At 70.1% G+C, this 21,961-nt stretch carries 16 protein-coding genes; 9 read left to right on the forward strand and 7 right to left on the reverse strand.

Annotated features, from left to right (window positions below; genetic code table 11):
* The first annotated feature begins 48 nt into the window (after window positions 1–48).
* Together ACZ60E_RS04945 and ACZ60E_RS04950 are read left to right on the forward strand one after the other, a co-directional pair.
* Window positions 49–1,695 (forward strand): GMC family oxidoreductase, encoded by a 1,647-nt coding sequence (locus ACZ60E_RS04945; protein ID WP_469438147.1) that lies wholly within the window; start codon window positions 49–51, stop codon window positions 1,693–1,695.
* A gap of 35 nt (window positions 1,696–1,730) precedes the next feature.
* Complete coding sequence (locus ACZ60E_RS04950; protein ID WP_469438149.1) at window positions 1,731–3,344, forward strand: flavin-containing monooxygenase; 1,614 nt, start codon at window positions 1,731–1,733, stop codon at window positions 3,342–3,344.
* Between the two features lie 91 nt (window positions 3,345–3,435).
* Here ACZ60E_RS04950 and ACZ60E_RS04955 read toward each other — a convergent pair whose 3' ends face one another.
* Together ACZ60E_RS04955 and ACZ60E_RS04960 are read right to left on the reverse strand one after the other, a co-directional pair.
* The gene (locus ACZ60E_RS04955) at window positions 3,436–5,067 is read right to left on the reverse strand and encodes a flavin-containing monooxygenase (protein ID WP_469438151.1); all 1,632 of its coding nucleotides are present in this window, start codon (window positions 5,065–5,067) and stop codon (window positions 3,436–3,438) included.
* A gap of 42 nt (window positions 5,068–5,109) precedes the next feature.
* The gene (locus ACZ60E_RS04960; RefSeq protein WP_469438153.1) at window positions 5,110–6,858 is read right to left on the reverse strand and encodes a class I adenylate-forming enzyme family protein; all 1,749 of its coding nucleotides are present in this window, start codon (window positions 6,856–6,858) and stop codon (window positions 5,110–5,112) included.
* A 79-nt stretch (window positions 6,859–6,937) separates the two neighbouring features.
* Between ACZ60E_RS04960 and ACZ60E_RS04965 the strand changes: the two genes are divergently transcribed.
* A complete protein-coding gene (locus ACZ60E_RS04965; protein WP_469438155.1) occupies window positions 6,938–8,407 on the forward strand; it encodes a carboxylesterase/lipase family protein in 1,470 nt (489 codons plus the stop codon).
* Window positions 8,408–8,496: 89 nt separating this feature from the next.
* On the opposite strand, the gene ACZ60E_RS04970 is transcribed toward ACZ60E_RS04965, so the two are convergent.
* Together ACZ60E_RS04970 and ACZ60E_RS04975 are read right to left on the reverse strand one after the other, a co-directional pair.
* A complete protein-coding gene (locus tag ACZ60E_RS04970; protein WP_453790530.1) occupies window positions 8,497–8,733 on the reverse strand; it encodes a ferredoxin in 237 nt (78 codons plus the stop codon).
* A 52-nt stretch (window positions 8,734–8,785) separates the two neighbouring features.
* Window positions 8,786–9,982 (reverse strand): cytochrome P450 family protein, encoded by a 1,197-nt coding sequence (locus tag ACZ60E_RS04975; RefSeq protein WP_469438158.1) that lies wholly within the window; start codon window positions 9,980–9,982, stop codon window positions 8,786–8,788.
* A 193-nt stretch (window positions 9,983–10,175) separates the two neighbouring features.
* On the opposite strand from ACZ60E_RS04975, the gene ACZ60E_RS04980 reads away from it, so the two are divergent.
* Window positions 10,176–11,276: a Zn-dependent alcohol dehydrogenase gene (locus ACZ60E_RS04980; protein WP_469438161.1), complete on the forward strand. Its 1,101-nt coding sequence runs from the start codon at window positions 10,176–10,178 to the stop codon at window positions 11,274–11,276.
* Window positions 11,277–11,284: 8 nt separating this feature from the next.
* On the opposite strand, the gene ACZ60E_RS04985 is transcribed toward ACZ60E_RS04980, so the two are convergent.
* The 3 genes from ACZ60E_RS04985 to ACZ60E_RS04995 all read right to left on the reverse strand — a co-directional run bounded on the left by ACZ60E_RS04985 (window position 11,285) and on the right by ACZ60E_RS04995 (window position 14,806).
* A complete protein-coding gene (locus ACZ60E_RS04985; RefSeq protein WP_469438163.1) occupies window positions 11,285–12,478 on the reverse strand; it encodes an NAD(P)/FAD-dependent oxidoreductase in 1,194 nt (397 codons plus the stop codon).
* Entirely contained in the window at window positions 12,475–14,088 is a 1,614-nt protein-coding gene (locus ACZ60E_RS04990) for an FAD-dependent oxidoreductase (RefSeq protein WP_469438165.1), read from the reverse strand. Before ACZ60E_RS04990 ends, ACZ60E_RS04985 begins: the two co-directional genes overlap by 4 nt.
* Before the next feature lie 109 nt (window positions 14,089–14,197).
* Window positions 14,198–14,806 (reverse strand): acyl-CoA-like ligand-binding transcription factor, encoded by a 609-nt coding sequence (locus ACZ60E_RS04995; protein WP_469438168.1) that lies wholly within the window; start codon window positions 14,804–14,806, stop codon window positions 14,198–14,200.
* 105 nt (window positions 14,807–14,911) lie between these two features.
* On the opposite strand from ACZ60E_RS04995, the gene ACZ60E_RS05000 reads away from it, so the two are divergent.
* The 5 genes from ACZ60E_RS05000 to ACZ60E_RS05020 all read left to right on the forward strand — a co-directional run bounded on the left by ACZ60E_RS05000 (window position 14,912) and on the right by ACZ60E_RS05020 (window position 21,940).
* Window positions 14,912–15,736, forward strand: coding sequence for an SDR family oxidoreductase (locus ACZ60E_RS05000; protein ID WP_469438170.1), 825 nt, complete (start codon window positions 14,912–14,914; stop codon window positions 15,734–15,736).
* A 290-nt stretch (window positions 15,737–16,026) separates the two neighbouring features.
* On the forward strand, window positions 16,027–18,759 hold the full coding sequence (locus ACZ60E_RS05005) for an ABC transporter permease subunit (protein ID WP_469438172.1): 2,733 nt from the start codon (window positions 16,027–16,029) through the stop codon (window positions 18,757–18,759).
* Window positions 18,756–19,505 carry an ABC transporter ATP-binding protein gene (locus ACZ60E_RS05010; RefSeq protein ID WP_384800519.1) on the forward strand — a complete coding sequence of 250 codons (750 nt, stop codon included), beginning with the start codon at window positions 18,756–18,758 and terminating at the stop codon, window positions 19,503–19,505. Before ACZ60E_RS05005 ends, ACZ60E_RS05010 begins: the two co-directional genes overlap by 4 nt.
* Window positions 19,506–19,551: 46 nt before the next feature.
* Entirely contained in the window at window positions 19,552–20,454 is a 903-nt protein-coding gene (locus tag ACZ60E_RS05015; protein WP_469438175.1) for an alpha/beta fold hydrolase, read from the forward strand.
* Between the two features lie 229 nt (window positions 20,455–20,683).
* On the forward strand, window positions 20,684–21,940 hold the full coding sequence (locus ACZ60E_RS05020) for an ABC transporter substrate-binding protein (protein ID WP_469438177.1): 1,257 nt from the start codon (window positions 20,684–20,686) through the stop codon (window positions 21,938–21,940).
* Window positions 21,941–21,961: the final 21 nt, after the last annotated feature.

Here is a 21,961-nt window from a genome sequence, read left to right on the forward strand (position 1 = left end):
TATGCTCCACGATTATTGGGAGTCGGGCGCGGAAAGAAGCGAGATGCCATGGCAGACGTGAGCAGCGGTACCTACGACTACGTCATCGTCGGATCGGGCGCAGCAGGGTCCGTACTCGCCGCGAGACTCAGCGCCGACCGGAACGTGTCGGTGCTGCTGATCGAGGCGGGCGGGCCGGACCGTGCGCCGATCCACCTGGTGCCCAAGGGTTTCTACTACACGGTCGCCGACGCCAGGTACGCCAAGGACTTCGTGACCGAGCCCTACCCGGACGGTTCCCACGAGGTCTGGCACCGCGGACGGGTCGTCGGCGGCTCGACGACGATCAACGGGATGGTGTGGAACCGCGGTTGGGCCCCCGACTACGACCAGTGGGAGGAGGCCGGCAACAAGGGATGGAACTGGCAGCGGTTCCTTGAGGCCTACCGCGGCATGGAAGCGCACTCGCTGGGGGGCACCTACTTCCGCGGTGACAAGGGTCCGGTGCCGATCGAGATAGCCGGCCCCTCCGAGCCGGTGTGCGAGCAGCTGATCCAGGCGATGGACCGGCACGGCATCGCGTTCGAGGACGACATGAACGGTAGCGACAACAACCGGGTGTCCTACGTCGCGTCGAACACCAGGCACGGGCTGCGCGTGAGCGCCTCACGGGCGTTCCTGCGGCGGGCCCGGCGCCGCCGCAATCTCACGGTGATGCCGCACACCGAGGTCGAGCGGGTCCTGTTCGAGGGAACCCGTGCCATCGGGGTGCGGGCGCGCCGCGGCGGCGAGGCGGTCACCTTCCGTGCCCGTCTCGAAGTGCTGCTGTGCGGTGGGGCCTTCGAGTCACCGCTGCTCCTGGAGCGTTCGGGAGTCGGCGATCCGGACGTCCTGGCGGCGGCGGGCGTGCCGCTGCTCGTCGCCAGTCCGGGAGTGGGGGAGAACCTCAGGGAACACCGCGGCGTCCTGTTCCAGCTGCGGCTGGACGGGGTCCGCGGCTACAACCACCTGGCCTCCAGCTTCGCGCGGCAGATGTGGACCGGGTTCAAGTACCTGTTCACCCGTGACGGCCTGATCGCCCACGGCGGTTTCGCCGTCTCCGGGATCTACGCCTCCGACCCGGCGTCCTGGCGCCCGGACACCCAGAGCTTCTTCACCCCGATCTCCACGTCCACGGCCAACCCGATGACCGGCCGCCTGGTGGTGGACAAGCACCCGGGCGCGCGGTTCGTGACCTTCCCCCTGCACCCGACGAGCCGGGGACACATCCACATCACCGGCCCCTCGGTGACGGACACGCCGAAACTCGTACCGAACTTCCTGAGCACCGAGCACGACCGCAGACTCCTGCTCAAGGTCGTCCGCAAGGCCCGCGAGATCCTCGCGACACCGCCGTTCGCCGACCACGTCGTGGCGGAACTCGAACCAGGTCCCGGCATCACGACCGACGAGCAGATCCTCGACCACGCGCTGAACAAGGGCAACGCCGGCTACCACACCCTCGGCACCTGCGCGATGGGCCCCGACGAGCACGACGTGGTCGACGACCGGCTCCGCCTGCGCGGCACCACCGGCCTGCGCGTGGTGGACGCGTCGGTCTTCCCCCAACAGCCCTCGGGCAACAACAACGCGCCCACGATGGCGCTGGCCTGGATCGCCGCGGACCTCATCCGTGCCGACCGCGTGCGCGGCGCCGCCTCGGACGCCCGACCGTGACCCGGCCCGACCCCGCGACGCAGAAAGACAGGGAAATGACACAGAACGACGCCAAGACCGGCATCGACCACGACGCCGTCATTGTCGGCGCCGGGATCTCCGGGATCTACCAGCTTCACCGGCTGCGCCAACTCGGGCTGCGGGTGAAGCTCCTGGAGGCGGGCGGGGGAGTCGGCGGCACCTGGTACTGGAACGCCTACCCCGGCTGCCGGTTCGACCTGGAGAGCTACAGCTACGGCTACTTCTTCTCGCAGGACCTGCTCGACGAATGGACGTGGTCCGAGGAGTACGCGGCACAGCCGGAGACCGAGCGCTATCTGAACTTCGTCGTCGACCGGCTCGGCCTGCGCGAGGACATCCGCCTGGACACCCGGGTGCAGTCGATGGTCTTCGACGACGTCACCGGCACCTGGACGACGACCACCGAGGACGGCACGGAGCTTCGTTCCACCTATGTCGTCACCGCGGTCGGCATCCTGTCGGCACCGATCCACCCGCCCTTCCCCGGCCGTGAGGACTTCCGCGGCGAGATGTACCACACGGCGCTGTGGCCCCACTCCGAGGTGGACTTCACGGACAAGCGGGTCGCTGTCGTCGGCACCGGTTCCAGCGGTGTGCAGATCGTGCAGACGGTCGCCCCCGCGGTGCGGTCCATGGCCGTGTTCCAGCGCACGCCGAACTGGTGCACCCCGCTGAACAACACGAAGATCTCACCCGAGAAGGCGGAACAACTGCGGCTGCGCGCGGCCGAACTGCACGAGCGGCTCCTCGCGTCACCCGGTGGCACCCAGTACCAGGCCCGCACCGAGCGCGCGGTGGACGCGAGCCAGGAGGAGCGCCTCGCGGTGTTCGAGGAGCTCTACGAGGCACCGGGGATGTCGATGGTGCATGCCAACTTCCAGGACATCACGCGGAACGCGGAGGCCAACGCTCTCCTCAACCAGTTCCTGGCCGACAAGATCCGCCAGCGGGTGAAGGACCCGGAGACCGCGGAGCGGCTCATCCCCAAGGACCACGGGTTCGGGCAGCGGCGGCCACCTCTGGAGATCAACTACTACGAGGCCTTCAACCAAGACAACGTCCAGCTCGTGGCGACCGCCGAGGAGCCCGTCGAGCGGATCACCGAGACCGGGATCAGGACCTCGCGGGGCCACTACGAGGTCGACATGATCGTGTTCGCCACCGGCTTCGAGGCCGTCACCGGCTCCTTCGCCCGGATCGACATCCGCGGCGCCGGCGGCCTCCCGCTGCGCGAGCACTGGGCGGGCGGGCCCCGGACGTACCTGGGCATCCAGACGGCCGGATTCCCCAACCTGTTCATGGTGGGCGGCCCGCAGAGCACCACGGGCAACATCCCCCGGTACGCGGAGGTCCAGGCGGACTGGGTGACGGACTGCCTCGACCACCAGCGGCGGCAGGGGATCACCCGCGCGGAGGCGACCCCGGAGGCCGAGGACGCGTGGTCGGACCTGGCGTACTCGACCATCAAGGGCACCCTGCAGGAGTCGGCGAGCGGGTGGGCCTGGGGCACGAACGTGCCGGGCCGCAAGAGGACGTTCCTGCTGTACGCGGGTGGGCTGCCGCGGTACCGGTCGGAGCTGGACCGGGTCCGTGACGCGGCGTACGAAGGGATCGTGTTCACCCACTGACGGCGTTCACCCGCTGACAGGTGGGACGTGACACGTGACGTGTGAAGGGCGGCGGTGGATGAATCCACCGCCGCCCTTCACACGTCCGCTGTTACTTGGAGATACGGAACCCCGGGTAACCCGTCCTCGCCAGCGTCCGCAGCCGCTCGACGTACTCGGAGAGCGCTCCGATGTACGCGAGGTACACGCGCTTGCGCGGCTTGCCCCCGTCGCCGTCCTCGTCCTCCAGGTTGTCCCCGAAGTAGATGGACTTCGTCTGTGCCAGCAGCCCGCCCGCCGCGCGCCGCTGGACCTCCTCGGACCACTCGCGCTCCGCCTCGGGGGACGCCTCGACGCGGCGGATGTCCTCGGTGACGATGTGCTCGGCGAACTCGGCCATCCACTCCAGCACCCGCTCGGCGCACCGGGGGCCGTTGCCGTGACCGCCCTTGCCGTGCGGGCCGCCCATGATGAACAGGTTGGGGAATCCCGAGACCTGGACGCCGAGGTAGGTCACCGGCCCGTCCTCCCACGCCTTCCTGAGTGTCCTGCCGCCCACGCCCGTGATGTCGATGCGCTTGAGAGCACCGGTGAAGGCCTCGAAGCCGGTGGCGAAGACGATCATGTCGAACGGGATCTCGCCCTGGGACGTGCGGATGCCCGTCTCCGTGATCTCCTCGATCGGGTTCTCCCTGACCGGGACCAGATCGACGTTCTCGCGGTTGTAGGACTCGTAGTAGCCGCTCTCGCACGGCACGCGCTTGGTGCCGAAGTAGTGGTCGTCGGGGATCAGCAGTTCGGCGGTCCGGGGGTCGTCGACACGATCCCGGATCTTGTCGGCGAGGAAGCCGGACCACTTCTCGTTGGCCGTGATGTCGGTGGCGATGTCGGCCGGCAGCCCGATCCACTTGGAGAAGCCATGACCGCGGTAGGCCGCCTCGAACCGGTCGCGCAGGCCGGCCTCGTCGTAGTCGGTGGTGGGCCGGGGATCCCAGTCGTGCAGGAAGCCGCTGAAGGTCTTCTGCAGCCGGTCGAACATGTCGGGGTAGCCGGCGCGGATCTCGGCCATCTCCTCGGCCGGGAGCGGCGCGTTGTTCAGCGGCACGGCCCAGTTCGCCGTGCGCTGGAACACCGTCAGATGGCCGGCCGTCTTAGCGATCTCCGTGATGACCTGGACCCCCGTCGAGCCGGTCCCGATCACCGCGACCCGTTTGCCCTCGAAGGTGACGTCCTCGCGCGGCCACTGCGCGGTGTGGCGGACCTCGCCGCCGAAGCGCTCGATCCCCGGTATACGGGGGTAGATGGGGGCCGAGAGCACACCGGTCGCGGTGATGACGACATGCGCGGTGAGCCGCTCGCCCGCCTCGGTCGTGACCGTCCAGTCGTCGGTGTCCTCGTCGAAGTCCATCGCCGTGACGCGCGTGTCGAACCGGATGTCCTTGCGCAGGTCGTAACGGTCGGCGACGGTCCGGTAGTACTTCTCCAGCTCGGGCTGGGCCGCGAAGTGCTCCGACCAGTCCCACTCGCCGAGCAGGTCCTTCGTGAACGCGTACTGGTAGCTGTAGCTCTCGGAGTCCAGGCGCGCGCCCGGATAGCGGTTCCAGTACCAGGTCCCGCCGACGTCGCCGCCCGCTTCGAGGACACGCACCTTCAGGCCGGCCTCGCGCAGCAGATGGAGCTGGTACATGCCGGAGATCCCGGCGCCGATGACGATGACGTCGAAGTCGGGGGTGCGGACGGCCATGCTTGTCCTCCGGAGAATCTCGAATGCGTACGTGCAGGGGTGTCAGGAGGCGGGGGTGGGGTCGAGCAGCCGGCCGAGGTTGAGCGCACCGGCCAGCTCACGCTTGACGATCTTTCCGCTGGCGGTGCGGGGGAGTGGCCGGTGGACGATCGCGACGCGGGCGGGCACCTTGAACGCCGCGAGGCGCTCGGCGAGGTGGGCGCGCAGATCCTCCGGGGTCACCGTGCTGTTCTCGGGCGTGTGGACGATCGCCACGAGCTCTTCGCCCAGCAACGGGTGCGGTGCGCCGAGTGCGGCCGCCTCGCGCACCTCGGGGTGGCTTTCGAGCGCGACCTCGACCTCGGAGCAGTTGATGTTCTCCCCGCCGCGGATGACGATGTCCTTGATCCGGCCGACCAGGTACACGAAGCCTTCGGCGTCGACCCTGCCGAGGTCGCCGGTACGGAACCAGCCGTCGCGGAAGCTGTCGCTCAGCGGGCTGCCGCCGGACCCGTCGCCCTCGTAGCTCCGGATCACCTGTGGGCCGCGGACCACGACCTCGCCCTCGGTGTCCGAGCCGAGCAGCCGGCCGTCCGGGCCCATGATCGCGACCTCCGCGGTGGGCAGCGGCCTGCCGACGCTCGTGGGTCGGCGGGCGAAGTCGGCGGCGGAGATCGCGACGACGCCGGAGGTCGTCTCCGTCATGCCGTAGCCGGTCTTGGGGACGACCGTGTCGCCGAGCACGGCGCGTACCTCCTCGACCACGTGCGCGGGCGCCGCGGCGCTGCCCATGCCGAGCGAGCGGAGCGAGGAGAGATCCCGGTCGGTGGTACGTGCGGCGGCGAGGAAGGTCTGGACGACGAAGGGCGGTCCGGAGACCTCGTTGACCTTCTCGGCCTCGACGAGCCGGACCGCCTCGGCGGCGTCCCACTTGTACATGAGGACCAGGGACTGACCGGCGTACAGGGTGTTGTAGAGGGTGTTGAGGCCGGCGATGTGGAAGAACGGGAACGTGACGAGCTTGCACGACCGGGGAGGGGACGACACCTCGACCGGCCCGCTGCCTTCCGGCCCGCCGCCCTCCGGCTCGGTGACCGGCACCGCGCGGATCAGCTTGTTGAGCAGGGAGGCCGAGTGGTTGAGATGGGTGTGGACCGCTGCTTTCGGCCTGCCCGTGGTGCCCGACGTGAAGAGGATGGTGGCCACGTCGTCCGGGAACACCTCGGCGTCCGGTGCGTCGAGGTCGGATGCGTCGAGGTCCGCGGACAGGTCCGTGAGCAGACTCGCGCAGTCGGTGACTCCGGGCACCGGCGCGGCGCAGCGTACGCCGATCAGTTCCGGCGCGGTGATCCCGAACTCGCGGGCGAGTGCGATCCGTTCCTGGTCGGCGAAGAGCACCTTGGGCCGGGCCTCGCCGACGAGGTCGGCCAGTTCCTGTCCCTTGAGCCAGGAGTTGAACGGCACGGCGACCGCGCCGAGCAGCTGGGTCGCGCCGAAGGCGAACACGAACTCCGGGTAGTTGCGCATCGCGATGCCGACCCGGTCGCCCTTGGCGATGCCGAACTCGCCGCGCAGGGCGTGGGCCAGGCGTACCGTCCGCGCCCACAGGCCGGCGTAGTCGTAGTGCTCGTCCCGGTATCCGATGGCGAGGGCGGAGCCGTGCCGCCTCGTCGCCAGGAACGCCTCCCGCAGGGTGCGCGGTTCGCGGTCGAAGACCTTGACCGTCCGGCCGCCGACCGCCCGCTCGGTTAGGGGGAAGGCACCTCCGGGCGCGGTCAGCAGTTCGAGCCGTCGCTTGTCGTCCAGTGTCATCGACGCGGAAGCCCCTTCTGTGATCCCATAGTAATGCCATAGTAGCGCACTTCAATTATTAGGAGCATAATTAAAGCTCATGGAAGCAAGACTTGACCAGGGCACCTTCCGCGGCACGCACGACCGCGGGGTGCTGTCCTTCAAAGGGATCCCCTACGCGGCACCGCCGACCGGTGAGCACCGGTTCGCCGCGCCGTGCCCGCCGGTCGCACACGAGGGCGTCGCGGACGCGACCGCGTACGGCCCCACGGTGTCGGCTCCGCCGCAGCGCTCGGCCGTGATCGACGCGCTGCTCCCCGACCCCGTGCGGCCGGGTGTGAACGGCCTCAACCTCAATGTCTGGACCCCGGACACCTCGGCGAGTCTGCCGGTGTTCGTCTGGATCCACGGTGGCGGCTTCGTCACCGGCGCCGGGTCGACCACGGTCTTCGACGGGTCGGCGTTCGCGCGCGACGGCGTCGTGGCCGTGACGATCAACTACCGGCTCGCGGCCGAGGGCTTCCTGTATCTGCCGGACGCCGTGCCCAACCGCGGGCTGCTGGACCAGATCGCGGCGCTGGAATGGGTGCGGGACAACATCGCCGCTCTCGGCGGGGACCCCACGCGGGTCACCGTCGCGGGTGAGTCCGCGGGCGCGATGTCACTGCTCACCCTGCTGACCGTGCCGCGGGCCGAAGGCCTGGTCCGGCGCGCCATCGCGCAGAGCGGCGACGGCCACCACGTCCATACGCCGGAGGAGGCACGGCTCTTCACCTCCGAACTCTGCGCCGAGCTGGGCGTACCGCACAGCGTGCGGGGCGTCTCCGCGGTTCCGGCCGACAGACTCCACGCCGCCACCAACGAGGTGATCGGCCGGATCGGCGCGGGCAAGGACCCGCGGTTCGCACCGTTCCGCCGGCTGGCGATGCAGCCCGTCGTGGACGGCGAGATCGTGCCCCGGCACCCACTCGACGCGGTCCGCGACGGCGCCACGAACGCCGTCGAGCTGCTGATCGGCACGAACACCGACGAGTACGGACTGTTCTGCGCGCCGACCGGGCTGGCGGACACCCTGGACGAGCGGACGCTCGCGGCGATGGTCGCGCGCCTGGGCGTCGACTCCGCGGCGATGATCGAGCGGTACCGCGCCGGCCTGCCCGGCGCGACCGTGGCGGAGCTGTACGTCGCCATCCAGTCGGACTGGTTCTGCCGCGTGCCCGCCGTGCGGTACGTGGAGGCGCGGCGCGCTGCGGGCGCGCAGAGCCATGTGTACGAGTTCGCGTGGCGGCCGGACACGTACGGCGGGCGGCTGGGGGCGTGCCACACGCTGGAGATCCCCTTCGTGTTCGACACGCTGGACGATCCGTGGGGCATCGCGCTGCGCGGCCCCGACGCGCCCCGCGAGCTCGCCACCCGTACGCATGGGGCGTGGGTCGACTTCGTGGCCACCGGTGATCCCGGCTGGGAGGTCTACGGGGAGAAGCGCAAGGTGCGCAGGCTCGGGCCGCGCGGCGCGACGGTGGAGAATCCCGGCGCGTTCCGGCTGGAGGCCTGGCAAGGCGTGATCTGAACGGACGCGAACGGGGCGGGGCCCGCCGGGGGTGTCCCTCCCCGGCGGGCCCCGCCCCCGTCCGTCGGGCAGGGGCCTGCACACGGCCCTCAGCTCCCCGAGGTCTCCTCGATCAGGATGGCGCCCTCCGGACACGCCATCGCGATGTCCTCCATGCTGTCGCGCCGGTCCGCCGGTTCGACCCGGTCGAGCACCTTGGCGTAACCGATGTCGTCGGACTCGAAGTACTCCGGGCCCAGTGCGTAGCACCGGCCGTGTCCCGCGCAGAGGTCGGTGTCGATCCGGAACCTCAGACCGGTGGCTTCCTTCCCGGAAAGAGAGGTCATGGTTGCGTGCTCCTCGCGTCGTGGTGGTTTCGCCGGGTGGGCCGTGCGCCCGTCAGGCGGGGTTCAGGTCGAGCGGCAGCCTGGTCAGCTGCTGCATGAAGCTGCCGTAGCGGTGCCGGGCGACGAAGCCGGGCGGCAGCTCGTACCGCGGGAAGCGCTCGTGCCACACCTCGAGCCCGACGCGCATCTCCATACGGGCCACATGGGAGCCGAGGCAGCGGTGCACGCCCAGCCCGAACGCGCTGTGCCGGTTGGGCGTGCGCAGCAGTTGCACCTCGCGGTCCAGCTCGCGGTCCGCGCCGGAACGGGCGATGAAGATCCGGTCGCCCTTCTTGACCGGGCAGCCCGCGAGTTCGCCGTCCTGCGCCGCGACCCGGCCGGCGGGGCCACCGGTGTTGTACACGCGCATCAGCTCCTCGATGGCGTCCGGGATGACATCGGGGTCGTCCACCAGCAGCTGCCGGTCGGTGGGGTGCCGCGCCAAGTGCCAGGCGATGTAGGACAGTTGGGTCGACGTGGTCTCCTGGCCGGCGATGAACGCCAGGGTCGCCATACCGACCAGAAGCTTCTCCTCGACCGGCTCGCCGTCGATACGGATCTGGGTGAACGCGGTGGCCAGGTCGTCCCGCGGCTCGCGCCTGCGCGCCTTCATGACGTCACCGACGATCGCGTTGATCTCCTCCTCGATCGCGTTGCGCTCCTCCTGCGTCGGGAAGTCGAAGGCCGCGGCCTGGGCCAGCTTGAACATCCGGTCCGCGTCGCCCTCGGTCACCCCGAGCCATTCCAGGAAGAACCTCGCCGGCAGCTTGCTCGCGAAGTCCTTCGCGAAGTCGCAGGAACCCGCGGCCTCGATGCTGTCGCACAGCTCATGGCTCAGCTCCCGCACCCGCGGCTCCAGCGTGTCCACCACGTTCGGGCTGAACAGCGGAATCAGGGCCCGCCGGTAGGTGGTGTGCTGCGGCGGATCCATCGTGATCGGCGGAACGTCGATCACGACCTCTTCCTTGGTGTACGTGATCGGGCTCGGCAGGTTGGACCACATCCGGGGGTTCTGCAGCACGGTCTTGACCGTGTCGTAGTCGGCGGCGACGAAGAAGCCGCGGCCCGCCGGGCTGTAGAACAGCGGCGCCGTGTCGGTGGCCTCGTCCCACACCGCGAACGGATCCTCGGCGAGCCGCTCGTCGTTCTCCAGGTCCAGACGGTGGACCGGGAGGCCGGCTTCCTCGGCACGCTCGGCCATGGACGTCATGGGCTACCCCTTTCTTCAGCGCTGCTCGGGCGGGGACACACGCCCCGTGCTTCACACACCACATGCGTTCCGGAGTGGGCCGGTCGTCGCGCTCTCATGTTGCTACTTATGTTTACATTCGACTTCCAGCATAATAGACAGCATGAGTAGCGGGGGCAATGGCCGACCGCACCTCACTCACGAGAGGCACACCATGAGCAACCGAGCCGCCATCCTGTGGGAGACCCGAGGCGATTGGACCGTCGAGCCGGTCGAGCTCGCGGACCCGGGCCCGGGCCAGATCCTGGTGAAGGTGAAGGCCACCGGGCTCTGCCATTCCGACGACCACGCGGTGACCGGCGACATGCCGGTGCCGCTGCCCCTCGTGGGCGGCCACGAGGGGGCAGGGATCGTCGAGGCCGTCGGCCCCGGCGTGACCAGGGTCGCGCCCGGCGATCACGTCGTGCTGATCTTCAACCCGCCGTGCGGGCACTGCCGCAACTGCGGGCAGGGCCGCTCCAACCTGTGCCTCAACGCGGCCCAGCAGGGCTACGGGCAGCAGACGCCGTTCTCGGCGCGCGGACAGTCGGTCGCGGCGACCGGTGACCTCGGCACCTTCGCGGACCGCACCGTCGTCTCGGAACGCTGCGCCATCAAGATAGACAAGGACGTCCCCTTCGCCGCGGCGTCGCTGCTGGGCTGCGCCGTCACCACAGGATGGGGCGCGGCGGTCTACCTCGGCGAGGTCGGTCCCGGGGACAACGTGGTGGTCGTCGGCAGCGGCGGCGTCGGCGTCAACTCGGTCCAGGGCGCCAAGAACGCGGGCGCGAACCTGATCGTCGTCGTGGACCCGGTCGAGTTCAAGCGCGAGCAGGCGAAGACCTTCGGAGCCACCCATGCCGTCGCCTCCATCGCCGAGGCCGTCGAACTGCTCACGGAGCTGACCCCCGGTCGCCTCGCCGACGTGGCGATCCTGTCGGTCGGTGTGAGCAGCGGCGGACTGCTCGCCGAGACCGTCGACCTGGTGGGCCCCGGCGGCATCGTGGTGATCACCTCGGTGACGCCGGCGGCCTCGACCTCGCTGGAGCTGTCCCTGTTCCAGTTCACGCTCACGCAGAAGACCCTGCGCGGAAACGTCTACGGCGGGGTGAACGTGTACCGGGACGTTCCGCTGCTGGTCGACCTCTACCGCAACAAGCATCTGAAGCTGGACGAGCTGATCACGTCGACGTACACCCTGGACGACATCAACCAGGGGTACGCCGACCTGCATTCAGGCAAGAACCTGCGCGGAGTGGTCCTGCTGGAGGACTGACCGGCACGTCAGACGGGGGAGCCCGCCCCCGCCGTCTCCAGCTCTGCGGTGAGACGGCGGAGGTAGGCCCCGGTCTGCTTGGCGAGCCCGAGCAGCACCACTCCGACGAGAGCGCCGTCACGGGTGTACCCGATCGCGGCCTCTCCCGTCAGATCGCCCTCCAGCACGGCACTCGCGTCGGCCAGCCCCGGCATTCCGAAGGACCGGATACTGACGACGCCCTGGTCCGACCAGAACGCGGGCACCGTGCCGAACGCGGCGGGCTGCTCGCCCGCGTCGAGGTCGGCGACCAGTGTCCTGGCCGCGTGCAGGGCCGTGTCCGCCGCGATCTGCCAGTGCTCGACACGTCGGGGTACGTCGTCGAAGTGGGCGTTCGGGAACCGGGCGACGTCACCGACGGCCACCGCGGCGGGCGTGCCTCCCATGCGCAGCCGGGCGTCGCAGGCGACCCCGTCCGCGAGATCGAGGTCGTTGCCCGCCAGCCACTCCGTGTTCGGCCGGGAGCCGATGGCCTCCACGACCAGGTCGGCCCTGAGCCGCGTTCCGTCGGTGAGGACGACAAGGTCCTCACCCACGCTGGTGACTCCCTGCCCCAGATGAAACCGCACGCCCGCCCCGGCGTGCCTGCGGCCCAGCTCGGCGCCGACCATCGGTCCCAGCGGCACGGTCATCGGAGCCGCGTCGAGCGCGACGACCGACACCTCGCAGCCGCGCGCGACGGCGGCCGACGCGACCTCGCAGCCGATGAACCCGGCTCCGATCACGACCACTCGCGCACCCGCTGTCAGAGCCGTCGTGAGGGCGACCGCGTCGTCCACCGTGCGCAGCACGCGCCGCACACCGCCGACGGACTCGGGCAGCCTCCTCGAGGTGACCCCGGACGCGGCCACCAGACCGTCGTATACCAGTGACGACCCGTCCGCCAGCCGCAGGGTCCGGGCATCGAGGTCACTGCGCACGACGCGGCTTCCCAGCCGCCATTCGGTCTCGTGCTCCGACGGCCGCAGCCGCAGAGCGACCTGCTCGTGCGAGCCGGCCCCGTCGAGGAGGATCTTCTTCGACAGCGGCGGACGGTTGTAGGGCATGTGCGGCTCGTCGCCGACCACGACGACCCGCTCGGTCCAGCCGGCCCGGCGCACCGACTCGGCCGTACGCAGCCCGGCGAGGCCGGCGCCGACGACCGCGATCACGCGCGCCGTCATGACGTCACCCGCGAGGCGGCGAGGAGTTCTGCCACGCTGACCAGCTTGACGCGGGCGCGTCCGGCCTCCCGGCCGAGGCGTCGCTCCGCCTGGTCGATGCGTGTCCAGGCGTGTTTGTCGACCAGGTCCGGATTCCGTTCGGCCACCAGCTCCGCGAGGTGCTCGACGTCATGGACCGGATCGGTCAGCCGGCCACCGGCCAGGTCGTTCAGAAGAGCCTCCACGGACTCCGCGGAGTCCGTCCGGTTGCTCCCGATCATGCCGTTGGCCCCGCGCTTGATCCAGCCCGCGCAGTAGACGCCGACCACCGGCATACCGCTTTCGGGGTCGTACACGGCGCCGTTGCGATGCGGCAGCGTACCGGTCACGTCGTCGAACGGCAGCCCGGCCACGGAGCGTCCGCGGTATCCCACGGCGCGCAGCACGAACGACGTCTCGATCGTCTCCGTGCTTCCGTCGGCGCGGCGGAACGTCACCGACTCGACCGCGCCGTCACCGTTCACCGACACCGGCGTGAGCCCGTACCGCAAGGTGATCGTGCGTTCGCCGTCGTCCTCTGCTCCGGGTTCGCGGCCGGCGGCGGCCCGGACGACCGCGGCCTGGCGGTCGGTCCGCCCGGCGAGGCTGTCGGCCTCCCCGGCGACCGCGCGCAGCGCGACCCCTTCCGTGCTGTCGAGCGCCAGCAACTCACCTGTGGTGTAGGCGGCGTGCTCGGGGCCGCGCCGTGCGGCGACGACGACGTCCTCGACACGGCTGGCGCCGAGCAGTTCGACGGCGTGCGGGGCGATGTCGGTCGGCTCCAGCGCGCCGACCGGCCGGGCGAGCACCCGGGCGGCGTCGAGCGCGACATTGCCGTTGCCCAGCACCACCGCACGCCGCCCGGTCAGGTCGAACCGGTGGCCGGTGAAATCGGGGTGGCCGTTGTACCAGGCGACGAACTCCCGCGCGGAGAAGCAGCCGGGCAGTTCCTCACCGGGAATGCCCAGCCGGCGGTCGTCATCGGCGCCGCCCGCCCACAGCACCGCGTGGTGATGCTCCAGCAACTCGTCGATCGTGATGTCGCGGCCCACCTCGGTGTTGAAGAAGCAGTGCACACCCGGCCGGGCCAGCACCGAACCGAACCGGTTCGCGATCTGCTTGGTCCTGGGATGGTCCGGAGCCACACCGGCCCGTACGAGACCGAACGGGGTCGGCAGACGTTCGAACATGCTGACCGTCACGCCCTTGATGTCGCTCAGCTCACCGGCCGCGTAACAGGCGGCCGGGCCCGAACCGACGATCGCGACCGACAACTCGGTACGCCCCGCGGGCAGTTTGCGGTAGACCAGGTCGGGCGGGAGCGACTCGGCGATCGGATTCGCCTCGAAGTACTCCGCGTTGATGTCCAGATAGTCGGCCGACTGCTCGGACAGGTCGAACTCGGAGTCGATCGCGTTCACCGGGCACTCGTCCATGCAGGCGCCGCAGTCGATGCAGGTCGCCGGATCGATGTAGAGCTGCTCCGCCGTCGTGAAGTCGGGGTCGCCCGGGCGGGGCCGGATGCACTGGACCGGGCAGACCGGGATGCATGAGCTGTCCTTGCAGCATCCCTGGTTGATTACGAAGGTCATGACGCCGGGACCCTCTCTCGCGGCTCTGTCAATAATGTTCCAAACACAATATAAACAGGTTTCCGCCGTACGAGGGCTCCGAGCGCGCATCCGAGCTCACAATGGTGTTCTACATGTTGTCGAACCGGGGCAGCATGAGTTGGAGCATCCGCGTCATCACCGTGGGCAGATCCTCGGTCGGATGGGCCGTCCAGTACTCGTGGGCGATCAGGTTCCCGCTCAGCGCGGCCGAGCCGACGGCCATCGGCAGCATGTCCGTGGCCTCGGCGCCCACCCTGCGCGCCACGAAGGCCGTGACCATGGCACGCCAGTCGGCCTGGTGCCGGGCCAGTGACCCCTGGACGGCGGGCTCGTGCAGGACCAGCTCGGCACGCTGGAGTGCCCAGGTCCGCTGCGACTGCGACGGACGGTACGCGGCCGGGATCACCCGGCACAGGGCGTCACGGCAGCTCTCCTGCGCCGGTGCCGCGTCCAGCCCCTCCCGCACCCGGTTCAGTTCCTTCTGGGTCTCGACCCACAGGACGTCGGCCTTCGTCGAGAAGTACCGGAAGAACGTGCGGCGGCTGATTCCGGCCATGGCCGCGATGTCGTCGACCGAGGTCTCGGAGAACCCCTGGCGGATGAAGAGCTCCTGGGCGATCTCGGCGAGCCGGTGCGCGCTGGTCGAGGCGGGCCGGCCGCCGAGGTTCACCGCTGTCCGCGCCAATGGCTCCGTCATGCCGCCCATCGTCGCACGCCTCGCGGTTTACTTTTGTCCCACTGCGCCATAACCTTTCTGATCAGCGGAATCCGGCGTCATCGGCGATGTCAGGAGGGTGGTCCCGTGGGACGACTCGCAGGGAAGGTCGCGTTCATCACCGGGGCGGGGCGAGAGCAGGGACGCCGTCATGCCGCCCGGCTCGCCGAAGAAGGGGCCGACATCATCGCCGTGGACGCGGGGGTGCGGGACGGCACCGGTCCGGAACCTTCGGCCGTCGATGGCCTGGCTGAAACTGCCCGCCTCGTCGAGCGCGCGGGGAGACGGATCGTCGCCGTACGCGCCGATGTGCGCGATGCGGCCGCGCTGACAGCCGCCGTCGACAAGGGGGTGGCCGGGCTGGGCCGGCTGGACATCGTGCTGGCGGACGCCGAGACCTCCGGACCCCTTACCGCGCTCGAAGAGGCCGAGCAGATCTGGCAGGACGCGATCGACGTCAGGCTCATCGGCGTCTGGAGGATCATCAAGGCGTCGGTTCCCCATCTGATGAGCGGAGGCAGGGGTGGCTCGGTCGTCATCACGACCCCGCTCACGACTCTGCTCGCGACCGCGCACTCGGACGCGCGCGTCTCGCGCGGCGGTACCGCGCAGGCCTGGCTCATCCCCCTGATCCAGGTGCTGGCGGAGGAACTGGATCCGTACGGGGTGCGGGTGAACGCCGTGCACCACGAGACCGCCGACGACGGCGGGGTCCTCGGCGGGCCGGTGAGCCCGGCACTCACGCGCATGCCGGTCGAGACCCCCGACCCGGACGACATCACGAACGCCATGATGTACCTCGTCTCCGACGACGGCAGTTACGTCAGCGGCACCATGCATGTGGTGGGCGCCCGCGACGACCGTTGGGCCGCGGGGCCCCGTCTCGCCGATGCGCAGGCCGCGGGCTGCTGAGGCTCTGGCGCGAGACCTCCTGTCGTGCTCCACTCGCACTCCGCGAACCGTGGGAACGAATAGTAAGTGATGGAGTAAGTGGTGTTCTAAGCCTGGACAAGTAATTGTTCGGCCGTTTAGCGTGGCTGCGCATCGGCCGTCGGCGCGTTCTCGCCCTGCCCGGCCGCCACCCAGCAAGGAGAACCGATGCCGACTCCGTCGCGCGCAGTCCGAGCGGTGTGTCCGGTGGGGGAGTCACCCTCGATCCCGCCCCGTTCCGACCCGCCCCGTTCCGACGGGAGACCGCAGTCATGCTGAACGACCTGCTCCCCTTCATCGTGGCCGGTATCGCCACCGGCGCCATCCTCGGCCTCGCCGGCACCGGCCTCGTCCTCACCTACAAGACCTCCGGCATCTTCAACATCGGCCACGGCGCCGTGGCCGCCGCTGCCGCGTACGTCTTCTACTACCTCCGCGTCGACCAGGAGTGGCCCTGGTGGGCCGCACTCGTCCTGGCGGTGGGCGTCCTCGGACCGGTGTTCGGGCTGCTCCTCGCGGCGATGAGCCGCGCCCTGGCCGACCAGCGCGCCTCGATGAAGATCGTCGCGACCATCGGGCTGATCCTGATCGTGCAGGGCCTCGCGACCGTGGCGTACGGCTTCAACACGCTGCGGCTGCCCCAGTACCTGCCGAAGGGCTCCGAGTTCTTCGAGGTGGGCGGGGTCAACATCACCTATGCCCAGGTCACGGTCACCGCCGTGTCGCTGCTGGTGGTGGGCGGACTGTATGTCTTCTTCCGGACCTCCCGCTCGGGTCTCGCCATGCGCGCGGTCGTCAACGACCCCGAACTGGTCGGCCTGCACGGCACCGACCCGCAGCGCGTACAGCGACTCGCGTGGGGCGTCGGCTCCATGTTCGCCGCGCTCTCCGGCGTACTCATCGCCCCGATCGCCGGACTGGAGTCGGTCGCGCTGACGTTCCTGGTGGTGCAGGCGTTCGGTGCCGCCGCCGTCGGCGCCTTCTCCAGCATCCCGCTCACCTACGTCGGCGCCCTCGTCGTCGGCGTGGCCGCCAGCGTCTCCACCAAGTACACCCTGGAGAACAGCTCCCTGTCGGGGCTCTCCTCCAGCCTCCCGTTCTTCCTGCTGCTGGTCGCCCTGCTCGTCGTACCCCGGCGCAAGCTCGACGCCCCCGCACGGGCCGAACGGCCGCCCACGACTCCCTGGCACGGCCCCGCCCGCACCCGGCTCGTGGCCGGCGTGGTGGTCACCGCGCTGCTCGCCGTGGTGCCGTTCGCCGTCGGCACCGACCTGTCCTACTACACCGTCGGCCTCACCCAGGCGATCATGCTGCTGTCGCTCGGGCTCCTGGTGCGTACCGCGGGTCTGGTCTCGCTCTGCCAGGCGGCCTTCGCCGCCATCGGAGCCGTGGCGTTCGCCCAGTTCGTCGCGAACTTCGACCTTCCCTGGCTGCTCGCCCTGCTGCTCGGCGCGCTCGTCGTGGTGCCGGTCGCCGCACTGCTGGCACTGCCCGCGATCCGGCTGTCCGGCCTGTTCCTGGCGCTCGCCACCCTGGGCTTCGGCCTCACCGTGGAACAACTCCTCTACTCACGCTCGTTCTTCTTCACCCAGACCGGCATCGGCCGCGCCATGCCCCGCCCCGGCGGATTCGAGAGCGACCGCGCCTACTACTACGTCGTACTCGCCTTCTTCGTCGTGACCGCCGTCGTGATGGTCGTCATCCACCGCGGCCGACTCGGACGCGTCCTCAAGGGCCTCGCCGAATCCCCGCTCGCGGTCAGGACGCTCGGCCTCGACGTCAACCTCACCCGGCTGCTGGTGTTCTGCATCGCCGGCTTCTTCGCGGGCGTCGCGGGCATCCTGTACGGGGCATCGGTGAACTACGCCGTCCTCGGCGACCAGAACTACACCGCCTACTCCTCGCTCGTCCTGGTCGCGATGCTCGCCCTCATGCCGTTCCGTGAACCCTGGTACGCGGTCGTCGCCCTCGTCGGCTCGGTGCTGCCCGCCTACTGGCACAGCGAACACGCGGCGAGCTGGCTCAACGTCCTCTTCGGTGTCGCCGCCGTCGTCACCGCCATGCGCGGCGGCACGCCGCCCGCACCGGCCGCCCTCCGCACCTTCGTCGAGACCCGCTGGGGCGGGCCGGCCAAGAAGCCGGAACCCACCTCCGCCCAGGACCCCTGGACCCTCCGCGAGCAGGCGACGGGCCTGGAGATCAAGGACCTCACCATCCGCTACGGCGGCCGGGTCGCCGTGGAGAACATCGGCTTCACCGCGCCCGTCGGCTCCATCACCGGACTCATCGGACCCAACGGCGCGGGCAAGACCACCACGTTCAACGCCGCGAGCGGCCTGCTGACCCCGACCTCGGGCAGCGTCCGGCTCCACGACACGGACGTCACCGACAAGGGCGCGGCAGCGCGCGGACGCATGGGCCTGGGACGCACCTTCCAGCTCATGGAACTGTGCGACTCCCTGACGGTCGCCCAGAACGTCGCCCTCGGCATCGAGTCGTCCCTCGCGGGCACGAACGTACGAGGTCAGCTCTTCGCCACCCGCGCCGAGGCCCGGCTCACCCGGGAGGCAGCCGAGTACGCGATGGAACTGTGCGGCATCGCCGATCTCCGCGACCGGCCCGCGGGCTCCCTCTCGACCGGCCAGCGGCGCCTGGTCGAACTCGCCCGCTGCCTGGGCGGCCCCTTCGACCTGCTGCTCCTCGACGAGCCCTCCTCGGGCCTCGACACCGCCGAGACCGAACGCTTCGGTGAGATCCTCCTCGACGTCGTACGCCGGCGCGGCTGCGGCATCCTGCTCGTCGAACACGACATGGCCCTGGTGCTGCGGATCTGCGAGCGCATCCACGTCCTCGACTTCGGCCGGATGCTGTTCCAGGGCACCCCCGACGAGGTCCGCAGCAGCCCCGTCGTCCAGGCCGCCTACCTCGGCACCTTCGACGACACCGAGGCGGAGACCGCGATGGCGCCCACTCCCTCCACCGTCACGGAAGGCCAGGCCCGATGACCGCCACCGACCTCCAGGCCGACACCGGGCCGCACACCACGGCGCCCGCGCTCGAACTGCGCGACGTCAGTGCCCGATACGGCGAGACCACCGTCCTGCGGGACGTGTCGCTCACCGTGCGGCCCGGCCGGGTCACCGCGCTGATCGGCCCGAACGGCGCGGGCAAGACCACCTCCCTGCGCGTCGCCTCGGGCCTGCTCGCACCGGCCGCCGGGCAGGTCCTCGTCGACGGCGCGGATGTCACCCGCACCGCCCCGCACCGCCGCGCCGGGCTCGGCCTGTGCCACATCCCCGAGGGCCGGGGCATCTACCGCAACCTCACCGTGCGCGAGAACCTCGCCATGATGGCGGCGCGCGGCGCGGTGGAGGAAGGCATCGAGAAGGCCGCCGCGGCCTTCCCGGTCCTCGGCAACCGGCTCGGCCAGAAGGCGGGCACGCTCAGCGGCGGAGAGCAGCAGATGCTGGCCCTCTCCGCCGCCCATCTGCGCAGCCCCCATCTCGTCCTGGTCGACGAACCCTCGCTCGGACTGGCGCCCATCGTCGTCGACCTCGTCTTCGAGTTCCTGGAGACCCTCAAGTCCGAGGGCATCGCGCTGCTGCTCGTGGACCAGTACGCGCTGCGGTCTCTCAAGGTCGCGGACACTGCCTACGTCCTGCGGCGCGGCCGGATCGCGTACTCCGGCGACGCGGCGACCCTCCTCGACGGGAACATGTTCGAGCAGTACATCGGCGAGGGCGCCGCCTGAACCGAACCGCGCGGCAGCGCGCCCACCGGAAGGTACGGTCGGCCCTGTGAGTACGGGATCGTCGCCCGACGAGCGGCAGCGACCGCCGGCCTGGTTCCGGGGCGCGCTGGCCGCCGTGCCCCGCCACGGGGCGACCGTCGTCGACGGTGCCCGGATCACCTATCGCGCCTGGGGTCCGACGGGCCGCCCCGGAGTGGTTCTCGTACATGGCGCGGGTGCCCACGCCGGCTGGTGGGACCACCTCGGACCGTTGCTGGCCGACACCCACCGCGTGGTCGCCCTCGACCTGTCCGGGCACGGCGACAGCGACCGCAGGCCGGCCTACTCCCTCGATTGCTGGGCGGCCGAAGTCGCCTGTGTGGCGGGGGAGTCGGGCATCGTCGGACCCGCGGTGCTGGTCGGACACAGCCTCGGCGGTTTCGTGACCCTGCGCACGGCCGAGCTGTCCGCGCCGGCCGTGGCCGGGGTCGTCGCGGTGGACCCGCCGGTGCGGCGCGTCCGTCCGGAGGACCTGGTCCGCCGTGCCCGGCGGGCGGCAGCGGTACTCCGCCGGTACGCGGATCACGGGGAGGCCGCCGCACGGTGGCGGCCCTCACCCGCCCAGGCCGTCCTGCCGTATGTCGCGGCACATGTGGCGCACACGTCGGTACGGCGTTTCGACGACGGCTGGAGCTGGAAGTTCGACCCCCGTACGCACCGCCGGCCCGAGGTCGAACTCGACACCTGGTCCACGGCGACCCGTCCCGTCGTGCTGGTCCGGGCCGAACACGGGCTGCTGAGCGCGGAGATGGCGGACCTGCTGAGGCGGCGGCTGGGACCCCTCGCGGTCACCACCGACATCGCGGGCGCGGGGCACCACATCATGCTCGACCGGCCCCTCGCACTGGTCGAGACCGTCCGGCGTGCGAGGGACGCCTGGCACCGTCCCGGAGCCGTTCCGTACCCCTAATTATGCTCCAAGTGTTGTTATCGTCCCGATACTAGACTTGCAGCAGTATTAGAACCTAGTGTGTGCCGCGTCGGCCCCCGGTCATGTTCCCGGCCTCGGGAAACCGGGCGCCCTCCGCGCGCCGGCAGTGACGCTCAGGCCCCTACACCCCCCATGCCTGCCACACCCCTCATCCCCCACGCCCTCCGGGCCCTCTCGGGCCGCTCGACCACCATGTATGGAGAGCCCCATGAACCATCACAGGAGAGCATCCCGCGGAGCGCGGAACATCACCGCTCTCGCGGCGAGTTGCTGTCTCGCACTCACCGCGTGCGGGAGCGGCGGCGACAGTGCTTCGGATCCGGCGGACAAGCTGAAGGGCGAACCGGTGAAGATCGGATTCGCCATCTCCGAGACCGGACCCCTCTCGTCCAGCACGACCGCCGCCACCGCGGCGGCGCGGGCCTGGGAGAAGAAGGTCAACAGCGACGGCGGCCTGGGCGGGCGGCCGGTGGAGATCGTCATCGCCGACACCAAGAACAACGCGAGCGCGGCCCAGTCCGTCGCCAAGTCCCTGGCCCAGGACAAGAAAGTGGTGGCCACGCTGCTGGTCGACGCCGTCGCCGAGGGCTCGGTCGGCAAGTACCTGGAGTCCGCCGACATCCCGGTGATCGGCTCCGGTGGCTACAACGCGGCCGTGTGGAACGGCCTGCCGAACTTCTTCACCCAGTCCCCGAACTCCGCCACGGTCATCAAGTCCCTGGTCACGGCGGCCGGAGCGTTCGGCGCCAAGCAGCTCGTGTCGGCCGTGTGCGCGGAATCCGCCACCTGCGCCGACGACACCAAGGTCTACAAGCCGGCCACCGCGGCCGTCGGAGTCGGGTACGGCGGATACACCACCGTCGCCTCGAACGCCGCGAGCTACACCGCCGAGTGCCTCAACTTCAAGAACAAGAAGGCCGACTACGTCCCCCTGCTCGTCTCGGTCGACACCGCCGTACGGGTCATGGGCGACTGCGTCCAGCAGGGTTACAAGGGGGTGTTCGCCACCTCCTCGACCAGCTTCAACCCGACCAAGTACAGCGCCATCCAGGGCATGCACATGGTGGGCACGCTCAACGGCTTCCCGTGGTGGGCCGACAGCCCGCCGGTGGCCGAGTTCCGTGACGCGATGAAGAAGTACGAGCCCAAGACCGACATCTCCAGCTCCAGCGCCACCACGGTCTGGGCGTCCCTGGAACTCTTCCTCAAGGCGGTCGGACCTGACACCGACACCGTCACCCGCGACAGTGTCTTCAAGGCCTACCGCGATATCAAGGACGAGACCCTCGACGGTCTGCTGCCCGAACCGGTCACCTACACCGCCGGAAAGCCCTCCGCCGAGGTCAACTGCTTCTGGCAGTACGACTACAAGGCGGGGGACGACCACCCGAAGCTGCTGCCGCCGTCGGGGAAGTCCGGCAACGGCGCCAGCGGTGACCTCGCCTCGGCCTGCGCCGAAGGCTGAGGGAACGAAAGCTGGGAGAAC

Source organism: Streptomyces sp. NPDC102514, from assembly GCF_055584525.1.